General features: G+C 72.5%; 13 protein-coding genes and 1 pseudogene. 3 read left to right on the top strand and 11 right to left on the bottom strand.

Features of this window, described 5'->3' with window-relative positions; genetic code table 11:
* The first annotated feature begins 49 nt into the window (after nt 1-49).
* On the top strand, nt 50-2,974 hold the full coding sequence (locus ACGFI8_RS24035) for a M36 family metallopeptidase (protein ID WP_392808077.1): 2,925 nt from the start codon (nt 50-52) through the stop codon (nt 2,972-2,974).
* Between the two features lie 60 nt (nt 2,975-3,034).
* Here the strand turns inward: ACGFI8_RS24035 and ACGFI8_RS24030 are convergent, their stop codons facing one another.
* From ACGFI8_RS24030 to ACGFI8_RS24010, 5 genes and pseudogenes are all read right to left on the bottom strand, one after another.
* Entirely contained in the window at nt 3,035-3,439 is a 405-nt protein-coding gene (locus ACGFI8_RS24030) for a hypothetical protein (RefSeq protein WP_392808075.1), read from the bottom strand.
* 9 nt (nt 3,440-3,448) lie between these two features.
* Complete coding sequence (locus ACGFI8_RS24025) at nt 3,449-5,140, bottom strand: MFS transporter (protein ID WP_392808073.1); 1,692 nt, start codon at nt 5,138-5,140, stop codon at nt 3,449-3,451.
* A gap of 73 nt (nt 5,141-5,213) precedes the next feature.
* Entirely contained in the window at nt 5,214-6,065 is an 852-nt protein-coding gene (locus ACGFI8_RS24020; RefSeq protein WP_392808072.1) for an alkaline phosphatase family protein, read from the bottom strand.
* Nucleotides 6,066-6,251: 186 nt separating this feature from the next.
* Entirely contained in the window at nt 6,252-7,454 is a 1,203-nt protein-coding gene (locus ACGFI8_RS24015) for an ROK family protein (RefSeq protein ID WP_392808071.1), read from the bottom strand.
* Between the two features lie 404 nt (nt 7,455-7,858).
* Nucleotides 7,859-8,212, bottom strand: a pseudogene (locus tag ACGFI8_RS24010) (MFS transporter); the annotation flags it as partial.
* Nucleotides 8,213-8,285: 73 nt separating this feature from the next.
* Between ACGFI8_RS24010 and ACGFI8_RS24005 the strand changes: the two are divergent.
* Nucleotides 8,286-9,044, top strand: a complete 759-nt coding sequence (locus tag ACGFI8_RS24005) for a DeoR/GlpR family DNA-binding transcription regulator (protein WP_392808307.1) — start codon at nt 8,286-8,288, stop codon at nt 9,042-9,044.
* A gap of 4 nt (nt 9,045-9,048) precedes the next feature.
* The gene (locus ACGFI8_RS24000) at nt 9,049-9,678 is read left to right on the top strand and encodes an HAD family hydrolase (protein WP_392808069.1); all 630 of its coding nucleotides are present in this window, start codon (nt 9,049-9,051) and stop codon (nt 9,676-9,678) included.
* Between the two features lie 25 nt (nt 9,679-9,703).
* Here the strand turns inward: ACGFI8_RS24000 and ACGFI8_RS23995 are convergent, their stop codons facing one another.
* From ACGFI8_RS23995 to ACGFI8_RS23970, 6 genes are all read right to left on the bottom strand, one after another.
* Entirely contained in the window at nt 9,704-10,768 is a 1,065-nt protein-coding gene (locus ACGFI8_RS23995) for a TetR/AcrR family transcriptional regulator (protein WP_392808067.1), read from the bottom strand.
* Between the two features lie 263 nt (nt 10,769-11,031).
* A complete protein-coding gene (locus ACGFI8_RS23990) occupies nt 11,032-12,951 on the bottom strand; it encodes an Hsp70 family protein (RefSeq protein WP_392808066.1) in 1,920 nt (639 codons plus the stop codon).
* Nucleotides 12,952-13,088: 137 nt separating this feature from the next.
* Nucleotides 13,089-14,099, bottom strand: coding sequence for a threonine aldolase family protein (locus ACGFI8_RS23985; RefSeq protein ID WP_392808065.1), 1,011 nt, complete (start codon nt 14,097-14,099; stop codon nt 13,089-13,091).
* Between the two features lie 9 nt (nt 14,100-14,108).
* Nucleotides 14,109-14,897 (bottom strand): DUF3050 domain-containing protein, encoded by a 789-nt coding sequence (locus ACGFI8_RS23980; protein WP_392808064.1) that lies wholly within the window; start codon nt 14,895-14,897, stop codon nt 14,109-14,111.
* A gap of 10 nt (nt 14,898-14,907) precedes the next feature.
* Complete coding sequence (locus ACGFI8_RS23975; protein ID WP_392808063.1) at nt 14,908-16,191, bottom strand: KamA family radical SAM protein; 1,284 nt, start codon at nt 16,189-16,191, stop codon at nt 14,908-14,910.
* Entirely contained in the window at nt 16,188-17,897 is a 1,710-nt protein-coding gene (locus ACGFI8_RS23970; RefSeq protein ID WP_392808062.1) for a class I adenylate-forming enzyme family protein, read from the bottom strand. Before ACGFI8_RS23970 ends, ACGFI8_RS23975 begins: the two co-directional genes overlap by 4 nt.
* Nucleotide 17,898 lies beyond the last annotated feature (1 nt).

The following is a 17,898-nucleotide window of genomic DNA, read 5'->3' as shown; positions in this document are numbered from 1 at the left end:
CCAATAGATCAACTTTGCGCTCCCCCCAATCGATCAAAGGAGTTCGATCGTGCGCAAATCTGGGTCGATCCCCAGGCGCTGGCCGGGACGGACATTTGTCGCGTTCACGGCCGCCGCACTGGTGGGCACGGTCGCGGTGACCTCCGCGCCCGCAGCCGCCGATCCCAAGCCCCACCCCGGAAACCCCCACGACGTCGACGTCCGGCCGTCCCGCGCCGTCGACAACCGTCACGGCGGCAAGGCGCCGACCGCGAAGCAGAAGGCGGCCGCCGACCGCGTCGGCGCCGCCAAGGTCCGATTCAACTCGCTCGGCGAGCCGGAATCCGTCGGCCCGGACAAGGCCCTGGCCACCGGCCTGACCGGTGACCCGGTCGCCGCGGCCCGCCAGTACCTGCTCGACAACGAGGATCTGTACGCGCTCGACGCCACGGCGGTGGACGCCATGGAGCCGCTGTTCGTCCAGGGCCTGGGCACCGGCACGGTCGTGACGCTGCAGCAGCGCTTCGGCGACCTGCCGGCCGGCCACGACGGGCTCGTGACGATCCTGCTCAACAACGGCAACGTCGTGCACGTGACGTCCTCGCTCACGCGCGACACCGCCGCGCCGGAGCCGTCGACGCTGTCGGCGGCCGACGCCTTCGCGGCGGCCCTGGCCGACGCCGGGCTCAACGCCGAACAGGTCGGCGCGCCCGACGTCGTCGAGGTGGCGGTGCCCACCCCACAGGACGGGGTGCGCTCCGCCTACCAGGTGAGCCTGGTCTCGAGCGACGCCGACAACCCCACGGCGTACATGACCTATGTGGACGGACGGACCGGGGACATCCTGGTCCGCGAGGACATGGTCGACTTCGACTCCGACAACCCGACCTGGGCGGTCTTCCCGACCGCCGCGTCGCAGGATGGCTCCGATTCGCGGGTGACCTGGTGCTTCACCCCGAAGGTGGGCTGCATCAAGACCGTGAGTGACGCCGCGTCGGGCAAGGCCTGGGACCTCAACCTGTCCACCGGCAAGCCGACGAACACCTCGTCGGGCAACTCGGCGAACAACCTGGTGCAGTGGGGCGGCGGCGTCGCGGCCTTCCCGGCGGCGACGCGGACGGACCGCAACTACACCTACCCGTTCACCGACCAGTGGCACCAGTCCAAGTGCAACCCCGACGTGTTCACCTCGGCCACGCGCAACGACGCGGACGCGGCTGTGTCGAACCTGTTCGGCATGCACAACCGGATGCACGACTTCAGCTACTACCTGGGCTTCACCGAGGCCGCCTGGAACATGCAGGTCGTCAACATCAAGCCGGGCGGGCTGGGCAACGACCCGGAGCAGGGCCGCGCGCAGTCCGGCGCACTGAGCGGCAGCCGGAACAACGCCAACCAGAGCACCGGCCGCGACGGCGCGACGTCGACCACCAACATGTACCTGTGGCAGCCGGTGGCCGGCTCGGCGTACCCGCCGTGTGTTGACGGTGACTACGACATGACCGTCATCGGGCACGAGTACACCCACGCGATCACCAACCGCATGATCGCCGGCCCGAACAACGGGATCACCGGCACGCAGGGTGGCTCGATGGGCGAGGCCTGGAGCGACCTGGTCGCCGCCGAGTTCCTGTACGAGAACGGCCTGCGCGCTCCGGGCGACACCGAGTTCGTCACCGGTGCCTACGTCACGGGCAACATGCACGAGGGCATCCGCGACTACGACGCCAGCAAGAGCCCGCTGAACTACTCGGACTTCGGCTTCGACCTGGTCGGCCCCGAGGTGCACGCGGACGGCGAGATCTGGGTCGCCACCAACCTGCGGGTTCGCAAGGAGTTCGTCAACCGCTACGGTCTCGGCACCCCCGAGCTGCAGCAGAAGTGCGCCGACGGCCTCGTCGACGCGGCGTCCTGCCCCGGCAACCGGCAATGGATCCAGCTGATGTTCGACTCGTTCCTGCTGCAGGCGGCGAGCGGGGCCACGATGACCGGCATGCGCGACAACATGCTGGCCGCCGACCTGGTCCGCTTCGGCGGCGCCAACCAGGACATCATCTGGAAGGGCTTCGCCGAGTCCGGCCTGGGCGAGGGTGCGACGGGCGCGCCGTCGAACACCCACCCGACGCCGAGCTTCCACTCGCCGTACGCCGAAAACGCGACCGTGACCCTCCGGCCGATGGCCGGTTCCTCGGGCGCGAACGTCACGCTGTACGTCGGCGACTACGAGGCGCGGGCGACCCCGGTGGCCGACACCGACCCGTCGACGCCGCTGCCGGACACGTTCGAGATCCTGCCCAACACCGAGTTCCACTTCGTGGTCAACGGCAAGGGCTACGGCAGCCAGAGGTTCACCGCTTCCTTCAAGCCTGGCAAGCAGGACCTGAAGCTCAAGCTGCCGGAGAACGTCGCATCGTCGGCACTGGGCGCCGTGGCGTACGGCGACGGCATCAACCTTGCCAAGATCAACGATGAGACCGAGGGGACCGACTGGGCCTCGCTCAACGGCGTGGCCGGCAAGCAGGTCACGATCGCCCTCGCCGGCGACAAGCCGGTCAACGTGCAGTCGGTCAACGTCAGCGCCCTGCTGCGCCCGGCGATCAACGGCGACGTCGACGCCGGTACCCAGAACCGGTTCAGCGCCCTGCGCTCGTTCGCCATCCTCACCTGCAACGCCAAGAAGGCCGACTGCAGCAAGGATTCCAGTTTCCAGGAGGTGTACCGCAGCCCGGCCGACGCGTTCCCCGGCGGAGCCTTCCGCCCGACGTCGCCGCAGCTGAACCTGCGCAGCTTCGACATCCACCCGACGCTGGCCACGCACGTGCGTATCCAGGTGCTGTCCAGCCAGTGCACCGGCAACCCGCTGTACGCCGGGGAGCAGGACAACGACCCGCGGGCGAACACGGACTGCGCGACTGCCAGCCAGTTCCGTGACCAGGTCCGTATCGCCGAGGTCCAGGTCTTCGGCTCCAGCGGCAACATCACGCCGGAACACTAACCACTACCGGCCCGGGGCCCTGCCGATCCTTCTTCGGCGGGGCCCCGGCTCGTTGCACACCTATCGGGCGGGGCGTCCGCCGGTGGCCGGCTGGTGGCTGTCGTCGAGCAGCGCGTACAGCAGCGTGCCCAGCACCACCAAGGTCCCGGCGAAGACGGCCCAGCCCAGCCCGATGCCGGCGATCACGACCACGACGCACTGGATGACCAGCGCCGCGAACGTCATGCGGCGGGCGTGGCGGCCCCGGGCGGCCGCGGCGGCGAGCCCGGCGGCCAGCACGACCAGCAGCACCGCGAGCGCGACCCCCATGATCTTGACCGCGGCCTGCGCCATCGACGGGTCGGTGCCGTTGAGCGACATCGAGTACGCGTCGATCACCCCGCCGAGGGCGACCAGCACGACGCCGATGACGAGGCCCTCGAGCAGGATCCCGACGGCGGCGATGAGCAATGCCAGCGTTCGCATCCGGCCAAGTTACTCTGTGGTAGATGAGGGTTCAAGGCCCTTCAATGGCTCAGCGCAGGTACGCGGGCGACTCCGCGTCCGGCACCAGCAGCGTGGCGGCGCCGCCGCCGTCGGCCGGCAGCGACCACACGTCGGCGTGGTCCCCGGCATGGTCATGGCCGCGGTGCAGCGCGTACATGACGGTGTGGTCGTCCAGCCACGCGATCTGGTCGTCGACCGAACGCGTCTCGGCCAGCACCGTGGGGTGCAGCGTGGCGAGGTCGAGCACGGCCGGCCGCCAGCCGTTGGCCCGGCGGCGGCGAAGAGGGCCGGGCCCGGCCCCCACAGCTGCCACGCCGCGCCGAAGAGGATCGAGGAGACCAGATATGCCAGGGACTGCCCGCTCTGCACCAGCGCGATGCCGGTCGTACGCAGCGCCTCAGGCAGCAGCGGCCCGGCGACGGCCATCAGCACGCCGTCGGTCGCCGCGTAGAACGCCCCGTAGAGCGCCACCGTGACCACGAGCGCCGGCGTCCCGCCCGGCCCGGCGGCGAGGACGAGATACACGGCGATGAGCGCCGCAAACCCGGCGAGGTAGACGCGGGCCCGCCCGAGGCGGTCGGCGAGGTTCCCGAGCGGCACGGCGAGGAGGAGATAGGCCAGGTTGGTGCCGACGGCGAGCAGCGGAAACCATCCTGCGGCGACGTCGTGCTGGCGCTGCAGCACGAGGAACACGAACCCGTCCCCGATCGTGGCCAGCCCCATGACGGCCGCGGCGACCACGACGAGCCGGAACTCGCGCCGTCGCAGCAGCGCGAACGCGGCCTTGAGCGACACGGGCGTCGCGGGCCGCCGTGCCGGCGCCTTCGCGGTCGCCGCTTCCCCGGCCGCGGCTTGCCCGGCCGCGGCTTGCCCGGCCGCGGCTTCCCCGGCCGTTGCTGCCGCGGCCTCGGCGGTTGTGGCCGCGGCGTGCGCGTTCGCGGCGTGCGCGTTCGCGGCGTGCGGGTCGGCGGTGGAGGGGGCAGGGGGCGGGGCGGGGAGGACGGGGGGCGAGGAAGCAGCGGCGGAACGGGCGGGCCCGGTCGGCCACGACGGGCCGCGGTGGTCGGGGACGAACGTGGCCAGGACGAACACGCCCAGGGCGGCGATGCAGAAGCTCGTGACGAAGACCGCGTCGAAGGACTGGGCCGACGCGCCCAGGACCGCGACCGCCGCGAGCGGGCCCGCGAACGCGCCGACGCTGTCCATCGCCCGGTGCACGCCGAACGCGCGGCCCAGGCGGTCCGGCGGGGTGGACAGCGTGATGAGCGCGTCGCGCGGGGCGGTGCGCAGGCCCTTGCCGGCGCGGTCGGCGACGATGACGGCGCTGAGCAGGGGGACGGACGAGCCGGCGGCCAGGAGGCCGAGCTTGGCCAGGGCGGAGATGCCGTAGCCGGCGGCGGCCACGGCCTTGCGGCGGCGGATGCGGTCGGCGACGTACCCGCCGACCAGGCGCAGCAGCGCCGTCGCGCCCGTGTACACGCCGTCGACGACGCCGTAGCCCAGCGGGCCGAGGTGCAGGCCCAGCATGAGGTACAGCGGCAGGACGGCGGTGACCATCTCGGCCGAGACGTCGGTGATCAGGCTGACCGTGCCGAGGGCGAGCACCGTCGCGGCGATGCGGGTCTTCGCCTGCGCCGGCAGGGCCGGCGTCGCCGGTTTGTGCACTGTGGACAGATACACGCGGGCCTCACACGGGTCGGCGGAGTGCAACGAGTGGGGTGGGCGCCCCGCAGGGAGGGCGCCCACTTGGTGTTCAGGACCAGACGTCCGTGATGGGGGACAGGCTGGCCGCGCCGTTGATGCCGGGCAGGCCGTACGCGCCCTCGATGGTGCGCAGCACGTTGTAGTGGTTGATCTGCTCGGAGTACGAGCCGGCCTTGACGTTCGCGCCGACGAAGACCGTGAAGATCTGGTTCAGCGCGGCGCTGTTGTCCTCGTCGAAGGTCACGATGAGCAGGCTGTTGTGCGTCTTGGCCCACTGGGCGTAGGCGTCGAGGTTGTTCTTCAGCCAGGTGTCGCCGGTGGCGACCGAGCAGTCGTGCATGTCGTTGCACATGTTCGGCGTGACGAACGCGACCGTCGGCAGGCTGGCGTAGTTCGACGACGACGGGAAGCTCGCGTACGTCAGGTTCGACGCCGCGGGCACGCTGCTGAAGTCGACCCAGCTGTTGTGCTTGCGCTGGTAGTTGCCGCTCGAGCAGCCCGTGTACCCGTTGGACGGCATCGACTCCGAGTAGCCCGTGAACGTCAGGCCGGCGCCGGCCAGCTGCGACTGCAGGTTGGCGCCGGTGAAGTTCTTCGGGCAGTTGTCGTTGGTCACGCCCTGGGTGGAGCCCGAGAACAGCGCGATGTAGTTCGGCTGGCTCGGGTGCGTGATCGCGTACGACTTGGTGAACTTCGCGCCCTGGGTGGCCAGGGAGTTGAAGTACGGGGCGCTGCTGGAGCCGCTGATCTGGGAGTAGGCGTGGTTCTCGAACATCACGAGAACGATGTGGTCGAAGCGCGGCACGCTGGTCGCGGCCTGCGCCTGCGACGCCGCGGCGGTCACGCCGGTGGCGACGAGGGCGGTGGTCGCGAGCGCGAGCACCACCCGGCGGATCGACATGAAGGCTCCCCCTTCGTGGGCAGGGATGACGCCACATCGTCGAGAGCCACGAATACACGATCATGAGTGTGGCCTGACCGGGATGCGTGCTAGCGGTGAATTATTCGGTGTACATCAATACGTAATGGTTCCGCGAGGGCCGCAGCCCAGGCGCCGCAACGGATTGCGCCCGCCGCTGTGGGCGTCTCAGACGGCGTGTGCCGTGTGCTGCAGCGGATCGGCGAGCAGTGCGGCGAATCCCAGTTCGGCGGCACCGACCAACGTGGTGTCGTCGGCGAGGCCGGACAGGAGCAGTCGGGGGCGGTTCCGGGTTGTCGGCATCGTGTGCTGCGCGATCCGGGCGGCCACCTGCGGCGCGGCTGCGGCGTACACCTCGCGCAGCGTTCCACCGAAGATCACCACGGCCGGGTCGATGATGTTGACAAGGTTGGCCACGCCGATGCCGAGCCAGCCGCCGATCTCGGACAGCGCGGCCGCTGCCGCCTCGTTGCCTGCGCGTGCGTCGCGGACAATCGCGCGTACCGTGTCGCGGCCGAACTGCTCGTCGGAGCGGCCCGCGGCGGCCAGCAGCGCCGATTGCCCGGTCTCGGCCTCCAGGCAGCCGCGTGCGCCGCATCGACAGTGCCGCCCGTCGTACGGGTTGACCAGCATGTGCCCGATCTTGCAGCCGTATCCGCCCTCGTCGCCCAGCAGTTCGCCGCCGACCAGAATGCCGCCGCTCACACCGATGTCGCCGTGCAGGTAGATGAGGTTCGGTGCGCCGGCGCCGGCGCCGCGCTGATACTCGGCCATGGCGCCAACGTGTGCGTCGTTGCCGACGGCGACGGGGTGTCCGATGTCGAGTGCCCGCTGCAGGTCGGTGCCGAACGCCTGATCGACCCAGCCCATCTCTGGCCTGTATCGGACTTTGCCGTCGCCCGGGCTGATCGTGCCGCTGTAGGAGACGCCCGTGCCGACGCACACCGAGTTCGCCGGGGCGGCGGCATGCAGATCCCGCCCGAATCCGGCGAGCACGCCGACCTCGTCGTCGAAGCCGGCTCCGGCCGGCGGACGGGTTGCCGTCCTGCGGTCCATGATCGGTCCGCCGAGGGCGACCCGCGCTGCGACCAGCCGGTCCGCGGACACGTCGAAGGCGAGCACGTACACCCGCTCGGACTCCGGGCGCACGACGAGCGACGGGCGGCCGACACCCGTGGTACCGATCGGATGCTCCTGCCGTACGAGACCGGCCGCGGCCAGTTCGGCCGTCAGCGTCAGGATCGTGCTGCGATCAACGCCCATCAGCCTGGCCAGTGCGGCGCGCGACAGCGGCCCGTGCAGGTGCACGTGTCGCAGCAGTGTGCCCAGGCTTGCGCGGCCGGCGCTGCCGCGCCTCCGCGGGTGGCTCATCGGATTCCTTCCGTGGAGACCCCCGCCTTCAGGCGGGGGAGGAAACGGACCCCCTGCGGAGCAGGACGGGCACGGCTGATTCGCCGCCAGGGCGGATTGGCGTCTGCCCGCGTGTCACCGCGAGGCTCGCAAATAGAACGGCCAAGATGTGTGGCATGTCCAGGACGGTGAAGCGGGCGTTCAAGTTCCGCTGCTACCCGACCGGCGCGCAAGCCGCTGGGTGCGGCACCGTCCATGACCGGGATGTGAACGCGGCACGCAACATTTTGGCCGCCGGGCTGGCGGTGTCTGCCTGTGGAGCTGGTGTAAGACCTCAACGGGAGTCCTCCCAGACGGGGCAGTCGGCGGTGAAGCAGGAAACCCCTGGGGTGACTCAGGGAATCCCCTCCCCTTTAGGGAGGGGAGGATGTCAAGCTGACGTCCAGGCTGCCGTTGCCGATGCCGAACACCAGCAGTGCCACGCCGAGCGTCCAGGCGTTCACGGCGACGGCGGGCAGGACGAGCGCCGCACTGCACAGCGCCGCGCTGAGCGGCACGACCCGGCGCGCGCCGAAGCGGTCGGCGAGGGGCCCGACCAGCTGCATTCCGCTGAAGGCGCCGGCGCCGAGGAGCAGTAGCAGCCAGCCGAGCACGGCGTGGCTGATGCCGGTGCGGTGTTCGACGGCGGGGATGTGGACGATCCAGATGCCCAGCACGAAGCCGTTGAGGGCGAAGTAGGTGAAGGTGGCCAGCCGGGCAGCCCGCAGGGAAAGCAACATGCTTTCGAACGTAACAAACATGTTTGGTGTTCGGAAGTTTGCTCTCCGAACGAGCATGGTGTTTAGTAGAGGGATGACGAGCGTGGACCGGCACCGGCACATCACCGATGCCGTTCGGAACAGCGGCCAGCTCAGCGTGGCGGAACTGGCGGAACTCACCGGTACCTCGGAGATGACGATCCGCCGGGATCTGGACATCCTGGCCGAGCAGGGCGTGCTGGAGCGCTACCGCGGCGGGGCCAGAAGCCTGCTGATGCGCGGCGAGGAGCCCCCGTTCGCGCTCCGCGCGCATGACGGCCAGCAGGCCAAGCAGCGTATCGCCGCGGCCGTGGCCGACATGCTCACCGACGGCGAGGCGGTGGTCATCGACAGCGGCACCACCTGCCTCGAAGTGGCCCGCGCCCTGATCGGCCGCCGCCTGACCGTCATGCCCCTGTCGCTGCACGCGACCAACGCGCTGGTCGGCGCGCCGCAGTTGCAGTTGCTGCTGCCCGGCGGGGAGCCGCGCCCCGGCGAACTGGCGCTCACCGGCCCGCTGGCGGAGGCGTCGCTCGCCGCGTTGCGCTTCGACACCGCGGTCATCGGTTGCTGCGGCCTGAACGCCGCGAACGGCCTGACCGCCTACGATCTGGCCGACGCGGCGATCAAGCGCGCGATGATGGCCTCGGCCCACCGCGTCATCGCGGTCGCCGATGCGTCGAAGTTGTCCCACACGGCCCTGGCCTTCGTCGCGCCCGCGTCCGCGGTGCACCTCGTCGTCACCGCAGAGGACGCCCCCGACAGCGAGACGGCCGCGCTGAGCGCCGCCGGTGTCGTCGTGCGGAAGGTGTGACCAGGTGGCGGACGTCGTGCTGTTCGACCTGTTCGGTGTCATCGCCCGCCAACAGTCACCATCGGGCAGGCAGTCGCTGGCGGCGACGGCGGGTGTCGCAGACCGTATGGTCGCGGCGTTCTGGGAGACGTACTGGCGGCTTCGCCCTCCCTACGATCGTGGCCAGGTGACCGGCTCGGAGTATTGGGGGCGCGTCGCAGCCGATCTCGGCGCCACGTTCGACAGCGACCGCATCGCCGGTCTCATCGCCGCCGACGTCGCGAGCTGGAGCGCCGTCGACCACGACATGGTTACGCTGGTCGAGCAGATGGCGGCGGCTGGGCGGCGGGTCGCGCTGCTGTCGAACATCCCGGAAGAACTGGCCCGGCATTACGAGCAACACCACCGATGGCTGCGGCACTTCGACGTGGTCGCCTTCTCCTGCCGAATCGGCCATACGAAACCCGAGCCGGACGCCTATCGATGGTGCGGTCAGGCACTCCGGGTCGCGCCAGGGCGCACCCTGTTCATCGACGACCGCGTCGAGAACATCCGTGCTGCCGAGGACATCGGCATGCGCACCCACCTGTTCGTCGACTGCGTGCAGGCCCGTCGGGCCATCGACGCCGAACTGGATACCGCGCCGCGGGGCTGACGACGAGGTCCGGCGGGCGCGTGGGTCAGCCGACGGAGGCGGCGGCGTGGCAGGCGCCGAAGCCGTCGGCGCGGGCGACGATCCGGCCCGAGCGGATGTGTACGGCGGTCTCCGTCGCGTCGCTCACGACCTCCACGCCGACGGCGGCCGCGAGCGCTCCCGAAGGATCGTGGACGACCCGCAGATCGGGCCAGGCGGCGGGCGGGAACGCGGGGCGCAGGCAGGTGAGCAGCTCGGCCAGGACCAGGCGGGCGAGGTCCGCGAGCTCGTCGGGAGCCCCCGTGACGAGCACGGCGGTGACGGGGACGCCCGGCGGCGCCGACCGGACCGCCTCCTCGATCGCCGATGCCCGGTGCAGGCCGAGGACCGCGACCACGCCGGAGTCGGCCTCGGGCAGGGGCGCGTCGCGGACCGTGTCGTGGGCGGGTGGCGGGGACCAAGGCTCGTCGATGAGGCGGGGCCTCGGCGCATGCGCCAGGTACGGCGGGTCCCAGACCTCCTCCAGGTCGAGGCCGGCAAGCCGCTCGCAGGCGCCGACCACCGCGAACTCGTCGACGAAGCCCGGTGCCGCGGCGGCCAGGCGGCCGGCGCCCTGCAGGTGGGTGAGCACGGTTCCGGCCACGCCGACCCGGCGGCCGGCGGCGGGGTGCAACTGTTCGAGCGCCAGGCCGAGCAGGACGGCGTCGAGGCGGAGCAGTTGCGCGTATGGCACCCGGGTGCGCTCGTCGGCCAGGATCTCGGGGACCAGATCGACCGACAGCCGGCCGGGGCTGCGCTCGCCGTCAGCCATCAGTGGGAGGCGGCCCAGCCAGGCGCGGGCGAACCGGCCCAGCGCCTCGCGGGCGGTCCGGCCCGGGGCGGACGGCGGCGGTGCCGGGGTGCTGGTGGCGTCCTCGGCGAGGACGGCGAAGTACAGGGCGCGCTTGCCCGGGAAGTTGGAGTAGACGCCGCCGCGGGTGAGGCCCGCGCGCTCGGCGATGGCGTCGATCTTCGCATCGCGGTAGCCGCGGGACGTGAACTCGTCGCGGGCGGCGGCGAGGACCCGGGCACGGGTGCGCTGCTGCGTTTCGGCGCGGCTGAGACGGTCCAATCGAGCTCCTCGGTGGGCGTTGCCGGCGGGTCCGATTCAGGATACCGTCACCATCCAGATGATGGGAACATCTGATCGCGACATTCAGGAGCCGCCGCATGGCCGACACCCGCGAGATCGCGCGATTGGTACTGCCCGGATTCGGCGGAATGTGGGCGACCGTCCTGGCCGCGCTGAGAACCCAGGCCCGCGGCGAAGCACAAGCCCGCGGCGAAACAAGCGGTGCACCGGCCCGGGACGAAGAGGGCGATGCATCCGATGCATCAGCCCGAGACGTTCCAGAGGCGGACGGCGCCGTCGGCGCCGGCCGAGACGAGGGTCGCTCCGTCGGGGGCGAAGGCCACGGCGTGCACGGCACCGTCGTGCCCGTCGAGGGTGTGCAGGTGCGCGCCGGTCGCCGGGTCCCACAGCCGGATCGTGGTGTCGAGGCCGGCGCTGGCCAGGAGCGTCCCGGACGGGCTGAACGCCACCGCGGTCGCCGGTTCCGTGTGGCCCTCCAGCGTCGCGTGCGGCGCGCCGGAGGCCGGGTCCCACAACCGCACCGTGGCGTCGGCGCCGGCGCTGGCCAGCAGGGCGCCGCCGAACGCGACGCCGAGCACCGCGCCCCGGTGGCCGTGCAGCACCGCCCCGCCGTGCCGGGGCAAGAAGGGCGCGGCGCTGCGGCGGAGCGCAGGGGCGCCGTGGTGCAGTGCGACGACGGCCCGGTCGTCGCCGGTGGCCAGGACGGCGCCGTCGGGGCTGAACGCGAGCGTGTGGATCGCGGCGCCGCCGGCCGGGCGGTGGGTGAACGGGCGGCCGCCGGCGAGGTCGAACAGGCGGATCGCGCCGTCGCGGCCGGCCGCGACGAGCAGGCGGCCGGTCGGGTGGAAGGTGATCGCGGCAGGACCGCCGGGGTCGGTGTCGAAGACGTGCCTGCGGCGGCCGTCGCCGGCGCGCCACACGCGCAGCGTCCGCCCGGGTCGGCGGGGGTTGCCGCAGGCAGAGGCGATGAGCGCGCCGTCGGGGCTGAAGGCGACCGAGCGGATCGCGCCGTCGTGGTCGCCGAGGGTGTACCGGACCTGCCCGGTCCCGAGGTCCCAGACCCGCACCCGGCGGTCGTCGCCGCCGGCGGCGAGCAGGCGGCCGTCGGGGCTGACCGCCACCGCGTGGACCGGGGGCGCGCCGCGGACGATCCCGCCGGGGGAGAAGGTGCGCAGCAGGGCCGGCTTGGCGCGGGGCCGGGCGGTCGGCGGAGGCGGGGCGGCGGGCGCGGCGGCCCGCACCTCCTGCACGCTGCCGCAGGCGACGACGACGTCCGGGTGCTCGACGGCGACGGGGGCGATGCGCAGCGCCCGGTGCAGCAGGTCGACGGCCAGCGGCGTCCGGCTGGCCCCGCCGACGAGGAACACCCCGGCCACGTCCTGCGGCGTCACCCACGCGTCGCGCAGCGCCGCGACCGTGCGCTCGACGGTGCGGTCCAGCAGCGGCTCGACGGCGCGCTCGAGCTCGTCGCGGGCGATGGGCAGCGCGCCGACGAGCGGCACGTAGAGCTCGGCGACCGGTGCGGCGGACAGCTCCTCGCGGGCGGCCCTGGCGCCGTGCCACAGCCGCAGCCGCGCCGCGGCCTCCTCGGGCGTGCGCGGCCGGTCGAGCCGGTCCCAGGCCGGGTCGCCGGCGGTGCGGGCCCGGGCCAGCCGCACGACGGCGGCGTCGAGGTCGAGACCGCCGACGTCCGTGAGCCCGTCGGCGGCGGCGATCGAGAAGCCGTCGGCGGCCCGGCGTACGACGCTGACGTCGAACGTGCCGGCGCCGAGGTCGCAGACGACGAGGCAGCTGCCGGCCGGGACGTGCCGGCCGAGGACGGCGGTGTAGTACCGCGCGGCGGCCACCGGCTCCGGCAGCAGCTCCGGGTCGCCGAGCCCGGCCAGGCGGGCCGCACCGGCGAGCAGCCGGCGTCGGTCGGGCCGCCAGGCCGCCGGGTGGGTGAGCACCGTGGGCGGCACGGCGCCGGCGGCGCGGACGGCCTCGGCGGCCACTCGGGCCAGGACCGCGGCGACGTGCTCGGCGGCGGGCGCCTCGCGCGCCGCGTCGGCCGGCAGGTCGGAGTCGAAGAGCTGCGGGCGGAGCGCATCATCCGGGCCGGCGAGCGCCGCGACTGTGGTGAGGGTGCCGAAGTCGATGCCGAGGCGTACCCCGAAGGTCACGGGCTCAATGTAGGAAGGCCGCAGGCCGCCGGGCATCGGCCGCACGGGCCGATCGGCCGATCAGCGGGTGAACGCTGCGTGAAGGGCGATGGCGAACAGGTAGGAACGCCGCGGCCCGGACGGGCCGAGCCGGACGGTCAGCGGTTGAGCGCTGCGTGCAGGACGGTGGCGAACGCGTCGACGTCGGCGTCGGTGGTGTCGAACGCGGTCATGAACCGCACCATCGTGCCCCCGGGCTCCCACACCCCGCCGTAGCCGTCCAGCGCGGCCAGGGCCGGGCGGGGCAGGCTCGCGAAGACGGCGTTGGTCCGCACCGGATGGAGCAGCTCCACACCGGGAAGGCCGGCGAGCACCCCGGCGAGCCGGGACGCCGTCGCGTTGGCGGTTTCGGCATTGGTACGCCAGAGCTCCCCCGACAGCAGCGCCACGAACTGGGCCGCCACGAAACGCGCCTTCGACAGCAGCTGCATCGCCTGCTTCTGCAGCATCCGCCGGGCCCCGGCCAGGGCGGGGTCGAGGAAAACCACGGCGTCGGCCGCGAGGGCCCCGTTCTTCGTACCGCCGAAGGACACCACGTCGGCGCCGGCGGCGGCCTCGGCCAGGCCGGTGCCCAGCGCCGCGGCCGCGTTGGCCAACCGGGCGCCGTCGACGTGCAGCAGCAGGCCGTGCTCGTGCGCGGCGTCGGCGACGGCCCGCAACTCGGCGGCGGTGTAGACGGTGCCGAGCTCGGTGGGCTGCGAGATCGACACGGCGCGCGGCCGCGGCGCGTGGGGCGGGTGCGCGCTCGCGGCGAACGCGGCCACCTGCGCCGGGGTGAGCCGCCCGTCAGCGGTGGGCACCACGGTGAGGCGGGCGCCGGTGAACCGCTCGGGCGCGTTGCACTCGTCGGTGTACACGTGCGCGGATTCGGCGCACAGCGCGGTGTCGTAGGAGCGCAGCACCGCCGCCAGGGCGATGACGTTGGCGGCGGTGCCGGTGACGGCGAACACCGTTTCGGCGTGCGCGCCGAAGTGGTCGCGGAACAGCTCTTCCGCGCGCGCCGTCACCGGGTCGGCGCCGTAGGAGCGGGCGTGCCCGTCGTTGGCGGCCACGACGGCCGCCAACACGTCCGGGTGGACCCCGGCGTTGTTGTCACTGACGAAGTACACCCGCCCAATCTATTGCCCGACGGCCGCCAGGATGCCGTCCCACAGCCGCGCGCGGGCGGCGAGGGCGTGGTTGACGGTGTCGGCGGCCTCGGTCCACTTCACCGGGTCGTCGCCGCACAGGTCGGCGAGCATCTGCATGGCCATCGGGGTGTGCTCCTCGCCGTCGACCTCGATGTGCCGGGCCAGGTAGTCCACGAACGTGTCCAGGCGCCCGGCGCCGCGCTCGTTGACCCTGACGACCTGCTCGAACATGTCGGGGATGAGGTCCTCGCGGCCGAAGGCGAACGCGGCGGCCTGGCAGTGCACCGGCGCCTCCCGGATGAACTGCCAGGTGGTGTTCGTGAACGCCGCCGACGGGCCGGGCGCGCCGGCGGCCACGAGGGCGTCGGGCACCGCGACGCCGTCGCGGAGGGCGGCGATGAACGCGTCGATCGCCGAGCGCTCGGCGCCGGACTCGGTCATGCCCTCGAGGTACAACTCGAAATGGCTGATGAACCCGCCGCGCAGCTCGTCGCTCTCCTCGACCAGGACGATGTCGTTGATGAGGCGGCGGCTGCCGGTCGGGCCGCTGGGCACCCACGGCACGTCGACGCAGGTGAGGCTGCGCTGCAGCGACTTGAGCAGCGACATGAAGTCCCACACGGCGAACACGTGGTGCTCCATGAACGTGACGATCGCCGCGTGGGTCCGCAGCGCGGCGTACAGCGGGTGGCCGACGACGCGGTCGCGGGCCGGCCGGATCTCCGCCTTGAGCTTCTCGATCCCGGGGTGCGTGTCGCCCCAGTCGTAGCGTGACATGTGCCTCTCCTCAGTGCGCGGACCACCACTGCTGGCCCGCCTCGGGCAGGGTGTGGATCGGGTCGTAGTAGGGAGAACGTGAGCTGGTCCAGAGGGAGACGCCGCGCTCCCGGTCGTACGAGACGGCCTGGTGAACCCACCGCTTGCCGGCGTATGGCACGTCGCACACCAGCCGCGGCGTGGCGTACCCGGGCAGGTAGCCCATCAGCCCGTCCTGCAGCGCGATCGCCGCGGACAGCGGGATCCGCCAGTGCTCGGCGTTCGGGATCATGTCGCAGAGGTAGAAGTAGTACGGCAGGATGCCGGCCTCGTCCTGCAGCGCGAAGCACAGGTCGAGCAGGTCCGCGACGCTGTCGTTGACCCCGGCGAGCAGCACGCCCTGGTTGCGCACGTCCCGCACTCCGGCGTCCAGCAGCGCGCGGGCCGCCTCGGCGACCAGCGGGGTGACCGACGCCGTGTGGTTGGCGTGGGTGTGCACGGCCAGGTTGACGCCGCGCCGGCGGGCCAGGGCCGCGACCCGGGCCACCCCGTCGACGACCGCGGGCTGCAGCCAGTGCTGGGGCAGGCCGACGAGCGCCTTCGTGGCCAGGCGCACGTCCCGGATCGAGTCGAGATCGAGCAGCCGCAGCAGAAACGACTCCAGCTGGTGCCACGGCACGTTGGCCACGTCGCCGCCGGAGACGACGACGTCGCGGACGGCCGGGGTGCGCTTGAGGTAGTCGAGCATCAGGTCGCGGCGGTGCGCGGGCTTCAGCGCGAGCCGGGCCTTGAGCACCTGCGGCGTCGAGTTGCCCACCAGGTCCATCCGGGTGCAGTGGCCGCAGTACTGCGGGCAGGTCGTGACCAGCTCCGCGAGCACCTTGGTGGGGTAGCGGTGCGTGAGCCCCTCCACCGCCCACATCTCGGCCTCGTGCAGCGAGTCGCGCTGCGCGAGCGGATGGCTGGGCCACCGCGGGTGCCGGTCGGAGGCCAGCGGCAGCATGTAGCGGCGGACCGGGTCGGCGCGCAGCGCCTCGGCGGTGGGCACCGACCCTGGCACCATCGTGTTGAGCATCTGCGGCGGCAGCAGCATCGACATCGTCGCGAAGCGCGACTGGTCGGCGGCGAGGTCGGCGTAGAAGTCCTCGTCGACGAGCGAGCCGAGCACCGCCCGCAGCTGCGCCGGGGTCTTCACGCAGTGCGCCCGCTGCCAGCCGGCGCTGCGCCACTCGCTCTCGGTGACGCCGCGCCAGCCGGGCAGCCGCCGCCAGTCCGGCTCGACCAGGGCCGTGCGGACGTAGCGGTACGCGGTCATCCGTGGGACAGCAGCGTCGCGTGCCGGGCCCGCAGCTCGCGCTTGAGGACCTTCCCGGTCGGGCCGAGCGGGAAGTCGGCCGCGACGCGGGCGACGCGCACCGCGGCCAGCGAGGCGAGGCCGGCCCCGGCGAGCTCCTTGTTCGCCTTCTCCAGGATCGCGTCCTCGCCCCAGCCCTCGGCGTCGGCCTGCAGCTGCACGACCGCGATCGGGCGCTGGCCGCCCTCGGGGGCGGGCACGCCGACGACCGAGCAGTCGCGCACCACATCGGCGCAGTCGGCCAGCAGCACCTCCTCGATCGGCAGGCTGTACACCGGGCCGCCGAGAGTGTCGATGACGTCGACGGTGCGGTCGAGGTGGTAGAAGTCGCCCTCGGCGTCGCGGTAGGCGACGTCGCCGGTGAGCCAGTAGCCGTTGAGCTCGAAGCTCGCCGTCAGCCGCGGGTTGTGCCAGTAGCCGGGGGTCCGCGACGGGGTCTTCACCGCCAGCAGCCCGACGGTGCCGTCCGGCAGCTCGTCGCCGTCCTCGTCGAGGATCGTGGCGTGCTCGACGACCTCGAGCGGCTTGCCGACGCAACGGTCGTTGCGCGGCGTCTCCGGGGTGGTGATCCCGCCGAAGAGGGCCATGCCCATCTCCGAGGAGCCGAGCCCGTCGACGAACTGCGAGCCCGGCAGGGCCGCCTCGGCCGCCGCGTCGCTGGGCAGCAGCCACGGCTTGATCAGCCCGGCGGGGCGCTCGCCGAGCTGCACCAGCCGCCGGATGTGGCCGTAGTGCGCGGAGTCGCCGGTGTTGAACCACGAGTGGACCCGCGCGGCGCCCTTCACGGGCAGCTCGCCGGTGGCCAGTTCGACGAACGTGCGCGGGAACGACGCGACCATCGTCGGGCGGAACGCCTCCATCACCGGCTCGACGGTGACCCGCCGGTGGTCGCCCATGACCACGACGGGCAGGCCCAGCAGGATCGCGGTGAGGAAGTAGCTCAGCCCGCCGGCGTGGGTGTGCGGCATCAGCGACATGAGCCGGTCGTAGGGCTCGGCCGGGAAGCGCACCATGCGCGGCTGCTTGCCGTTCCAGAACTGGCGGTGGGCGAGCATCGTGGACTTCGGGGTACCGGTCGTGCCGGAGGAGTGGATGAGCGCGACCACGTCGTCGGGCTTGTGCTGGAAGGGGTACACCTCGGGCAGTCCTGCCCCGGCCGCGTCGAACGCCTGCACCTCCGCCGCGAGCGCCAGGAACCGGGGCCGCCGCTGCGGGTCGGCGCGGTAGGCGGAGGCGAGCCGGGTGGTGTCGTCGGCCACGACGCCGACCACGCCGACGTGGTTGAGGTAGCGGACCATGACGTCCGGGCGCATCGCGTCGTTGACCATCGCCGGGATCGCGCCGAGTGCGGTCAGCGCCAGGAAGTGCAGCAGCGGCTCCAGGCCCTCGGCGACGACCACGGCGACGGGCTCGCCGGGGCGCACGCCGTTGGTGTGGTACCACTTCGCGTACCGGTCGCGCAGCGCGGCCAGGTCCAGCAGGCTGTGGCCGCGCAGGAACACGCCGCCGGTGTGGTCGGGGTGGTGGCTGAACACCATCGGCAGCGCCCGGTTGGGGTTGTGGTCGACGGCGTACTGCAGGAAGTTCCCGGCCCCGAGGCCGGGCTCGGTCATGAACCGCTCCCGGACGGCGAGCGGGGCGACCGGACTCTGCGCGTTGTCGCTCATG

Source organism: Dactylosporangium sp. NPDC048998, from assembly GCF_043197855.1.
GTDB lineage: Bacteria > Actinomycetota > Actinomycetes > Mycobacteriales > Micromonosporaceae > Dactylosporangium.
This window is presented reverse-complemented; position numbering and strand designations above follow the sequence as displayed.